General features: G+C 76.1%; 4 protein-coding genes. All 4 read left to right on the top strand.

What is annotated here, in order from left to right:
• Positions 1 to 62 precede the first annotated feature (62 nt).
• On the top strand, positions 63 to 722 hold the full coding sequence (locus tag ACFU7Z_RS36740; RefSeq protein ID WP_049660017.1) for an SCO family protein: 660 nt from the start codon (positions 63 to 65) through the stop codon (positions 720 to 722).
• Positions 719 to 1,234, top strand: a complete 516-nt coding sequence (locus tag ACFU7Z_RS36735) for a copper chaperone PCu(A)C (protein ID WP_053112532.1) — start codon at positions 719 to 721, stop codon at positions 1,232 to 1,234. The genes ACFU7Z_RS36740 and ACFU7Z_RS36735 overlap by 4 nt, the downstream gene beginning before the upstream one ends.
• Positions 1,235 to 1,247: 13 nt before the next feature.
• Positions 1,248 to 3,284: a FixH family protein gene (locus tag ACFU7Z_RS36730; protein ID WP_380782405.1), complete on the top strand. Its 2,037-nt coding sequence runs from the start codon at positions 1,248 to 1,250 to the stop codon at positions 3,282 to 3,284.
• Between the two features lie 5 nt (positions 3,285 to 3,289).
• Positions 3,290 to 4,569 (top strand): Dyp-type peroxidase (locus ACFU7Z_RS36725; RefSeq protein WP_380782403.1); only part of this gene is annotated, 1,280 nt, incomplete at its 3' end.

Genomic DNA, 4,569 nt, shown 5'->3' with positions numbered 1-4,569 from the left:
CCCGTACCCGGACCACGGGTACGGGCCCCACCGGTGGCCCACCCCGCACGATCGGAACTCCCATGCCCCGCACCACCCGCCTGGCCGGCGCGGCCGCCCTCGCGCTGGCCGCCGCCCTGACCCTCTCCGCCTGCGGCTCCTCCGGCGGCGGCTCCACCGCCGCCAAGGTCACCCGGCAGAAGGAGGACACCCCGTACCAGGGCACCAAGCTCGCCAAGAACTTCGAGAAGCCGGACCTCCAGCTGACCGACACCGCTGGCCAGCCCTTCGACCTGCGCCAGCAGACCAACGGCAAGGCCACCCTGCTGTTCTTCGGGTACACCAGCTGCCCGGACGTCTGCCCGACCACCATGGGCGACATCGGCGTCGCGATGAAGGCGCTCCCCGCGGAGGAGCGGCAGAAGGTCAACGTCGTCTTCGTCTCCACCGACCCGCAGCGCGACACCCCCCAGGTGCTGCGCACCTGGCTGGACTCGATGGGCAGCGACTTCATAGGCCTCACCGGGGACCTGGCCAAGGTGAAGACCGCCGCCAGGTCGCTCGGCATCATGATCGAGGACCCGGTCGTCAACGCGGACGGGACGGTCACCTCCACCCACGGCGCGCAGGTGCTGGCCTTCCTCCCCTCGGACGACAAGGCGCACGTGCTCTACATGAGCGGCACCGAGGAGAAGACCTACGAGCACGACCTGCCGCTGCTCGCCAAGGGGGTCGCGGCGTGACCCCGGCGCAGACCGGGACCGGCCGCTTCCGCCGCAGCGCCCTGCTCGGCGCCGTCGTCGCCACGGCCCTGGGCGGCGGCGCCATCCTGGCCGCCTGCGGGACGGGCGGCGGCGCGGGCGGCCAGGACGGTGCCGCCGCCGGGCCGGCCCGGCTCAGCGTCGCCGACTCCTACATCCCGCTCCCCCCGGCCGGCGGCATGGCGGCCGGCTACCTGACCGTCCGCAACGACGGCGGGCAGGACCAGCTGCTCAAGGTGAGCAGCCCGGCCGCCGAGTCGGTCACCATGCACCGCTCGAGCGCGTCGACCATGGAGCAGGTGGACAGCCTCGACGTCCCCGCGCACGGCGCGCTGCAGCTCGCCCGGGGCGGCAACCACCTCATGATCATGGGGTGGCAGAAGGCCCCGGTCCTCGGCGACGAGCTGGAGCTGGACCTCACCTTCGCCAAGTCCGGCACCATCTCGGTCAAGGTGCCGGTCAAGGAGCTCACCTACCGCCCCGGCCAGAGTTAAGGGGACCGCCACCATGCAGTCGGCCGGCCTGGAGAAGGCCACCCACCGCCGGATCGCCGGGGTGCTCGGAGTGCTCGGCGCGTTGCTCGCGCTGATGCTCGCGGGCGCCGGGCCGGCCTCCGCGCACGCCACCCTGGATTCCACCGACCCCCGGCAGAACTCGGTGGTCGCCACCGCCCCGCAGGCGGTGACGCTGACCTTCAGCGAGTCCGTCTCGCTCTCCGGCGACTCCGTCCGGGTGCTCGACCCGGCCGGCAAGGCCGTGGACACCGGCAACCCGGCGCACGCCGACGGCAAGGGCAACACCGCCCGGGTCGGGCTGCGCGACGGACTCGCCAACGGCACCTACACGGTGGCCTGGCGGGCCGTCTCGGACGACTCCCACCCGGTCGGAGGGGCGTTCACCTTCTCCATCGGCGCGCCCTCGGACACCTCGGTGTCGGCCACCGCGCTCCAGGGCGCCGAGGCCGACGGCCTGGTCGCCGCCCTGTACGGCACCGGGCGCACCGTCGCGTACGCCGCCTTCGCGCTGCTGGTCGGCGTCGCCGCCTTCGTGCTGCTCTGCTGGCCGGCCGGCACCGCCCGGCGCCGGGTGCAGCGGCTGCTGATGACCGGCTGGACGGCGCTGCTGGTCTCCACCGTCGCGGTGCTGATGCTGCGCGGCCCGTACGAGCGCGGCTCCGGGATCGGGCAGGCCTTCGACCTGTCGCTGGTGCGCGCCACGCTGGACGAGCGGATCGGCACCGCGCTGGCCGCCCGGCTGCTGCTGCTCGCGGCGGGCGGGGTGTTCCTGTCGCTGCTGGTCGGGCAGCTGGGGCAGCCGCCGCGGCCGGTCGTGCCGAAGCCGCGGGACGAGGAGGAGGCCGGCTCCGACGACCTCGCGCGCGGCGCGGCCGCCGAGGACGACGCCGAGGCCGCCGAGCTGCGCGAGCTGGAGCGGCGGGTCGCCGAACGGCCGCAGCGCGAGGCCCGGCTCGGCCTCGGCGTGGCCGGACTGGTGCTGGCCGTCGCCCTCTCGGCGACCTGGGTCGGCGCCGACCACGCCTCGGTGGGCATCCAGGTCTGGCTGGCGCTGCCGCTCGGCATCCTGCACCTGATCGCGATGGCGCTCTGGCTGGGCGGGCTGGCCGCGCTGCTGGTCGCGCTGCGCGAGGGCGTCGGCGCCGAGGTGGTGGACCGCTTCTCGAAGATCGCCTTCGGCTCGGTGGCCGTCCTGGCCGGGACCGGGATCTACCAGTCCTGGCGGGGCCTGGGCAGCTGGGGCGCGCTGACCGGCACCGAGTACGGGCGGCTGCTGCTGGTGAAGAGCGGCTGCGTGGCCGCGATGCTGGGCGTCGCCTGGATCTCCCGCTCCTGGCTGGCCAGGCTGCGCTCGGCCCCGGCCGAGGCGGTCGAGGTCGCACCGGCCGAGCTGCCGGAGCCGGTCGCCGTGGCGGCGCACAGCGAGGACCCGGCCCGGCAGGCGCAGCTGGAGCGTCAGCGGGCCGCGCTGCGGAGCGCCGGACGCGACCGCGGGCTGACCCCGACCCGGGCCGGGCTGCGCCGCTCGGTGCTGGTCGAGGCGCTGGTCGCGGTGGCGGTGCTGGTGGTCACGACGATGCTCACCAACTCCCCGCCCGGGCGGGTGGCGGGCGAGGTCAAGGCCGGTGCGGCCGCCGCTCCGGCCGCCGGCGGGGCCGCCGCGGCGCCGCAGACCGAGCCGGGCCGCACCGTCGACCTCAAGCTCCCGTACGACACCAAGGGCCGGACGCCGAACGCCAAGGGCACCGCGACTGTCACCCTCAACCCGGCCCGGACCGGGCCGAACGAGGTGAAGCTCGCGCTGGACGGCGCGGACGGGCAGCCGGTGGACGTCCCCGAGGTGGAGCTCGCCTTCACCCTGCCGGACCGCGACCTCGGCCCGCTGCCGGTCGCGCTCACCCCGGAGGGCACCGGCCGCTGGAGCGGCACCGCGCAGCTGCCGCTGGCGGGCACCTGGGTGGTGTCGGTGCAGATCCGCTCCTCCGACATCGACCAGACCACCCCGACCCAGCAGTTCAAGATCGGGTGAGCGGGGTGACCGACACGTCGACGGACCACGCTTCGACGGGCCGCAACCCGGCGGGCCATGGCCCGGCGGACCACGCTTCGGCGGGGCCCGCGGGCTTCACCCGGCGGGCGCTGCTCGGCACCGCCGGGGCCGGGCTGCTGGTCGGGGCTGGCGCGGGCGTCGCCGGGGCGGTCGCCTACGACCGTCCCGACCGGAGCGGCCGGGCCGCGGCCGGCCCGGGCGGCGCGCTGGGCGCGGCCCGGGTGCCGTTCCGCGGCGAGCACCAGGCCGGGATCACCGACCCGCCGCAGGCCAGGGTCCAGCTGGCCGCCTTCGACCTGGCCGAGGGCGTCGGCCGGGACGGGCTGCGCACCCTGCTCCAGCGCTGGACGAAGGCGGCCGACCGGCTGACCGCCGGGGAGCCGTCCGAGGAGTTCGACAACCAGGTCGCGCTGGACGCCGGGCCCTGCTCGCTCACCGTCACGGTCGGCTTCGGCGCCACGCTGTTCGACAAGGCCGGGCTGGCCGACCGCCGCCCGCCCGGGCTCGCACCGCTGCCTGCCTTCCCCGGCGACGCGCTCGACCCGGCCCGCGGCGACGGCGACCTGTTCGTCCAGATCGGCGCGGACGACGCCCTGGTCGCGGTGCACGCCCTGCGGGTGCTCCAGCGGCTGGCGGCCGGTACGGCGGCACTGCGCTGGCAGTCGGCCGGCTTCGCCCGCACCCCCGGCGCCGCCGCCCAGCCGGTGACCGGGCGCAACCTGATGGGCCAGATCGACGGCACCAACAACCCCCGGCCGGACGAGGACGGCTTCGCCGCCAAGGTGTTCTGCGCCGCCGGTGGCGACCAGCCGGCCTGGCTGGCCGGCGGCTCGTACCTGGTGTTCCGGCGGATCCGGATGCTGCTGGACAACTGGGAGGCGCTGCCGGTGGACCGGCAGGAGCGGGTGATCGGGCGGCGCAAGTCGGACGGCGCCCCGCTCGGCGCGCCCGCCGGGGCCGGCGAGCGCTCCCCGGTCGACCTCACCGCGCAGGGCCCGGACGGCACCCTGGCGATCCCCGCCGACGCGCACATCCGGGTCGCCGCCCCGGCGGCCAACGGCGGGGCGGCGATGCTGCGGCGCGGCTTCTCGTACCACGACGGGCTGCTGCCGGACGGCTCACCGGACGCCGGGCTGCTCTTCCTCGCCTTCCAGAACGACCCGGGCAAGGGCTTCACCCCGGTACAGCGCAAGCTCTCCCGGGGCGACGGCCTCTCCCGCTTCCTGCGGCACGAGGCGAGCGGCCTGTACGCGCTGCCGCCGGG

The organism is Kitasatospora sp. NPDC057518, assembly GCF_042802075.1.
Lineage (GTDB): Bacteria > Actinomycetota > Actinomycetes > Streptomycetales > Streptomycetaceae > Kitasatospora.
Note: the sequence above shows the minus strand (reverse complement) of the source record. Positions and strands in the feature narration are given on the sequence as shown.

Excerpts from the sequence above, each read along its gene's own strand:
- ACFU7Z_RS36740 (WP_049660017.1), top strand. The coding sequence starts at position 63 with ATGCCCCGCACCACCCGCCTGGCCGGCGCGGCCGCCCTCGCGCTGGCC.
- ACFU7Z_RS36730 (WP_380782405.1), top strand. The coding sequence starts at position 1,248 with ATGCAGTCGGCCGGCCTGGAGAAGGCCACCCACCGCCGGATCGCCGGG.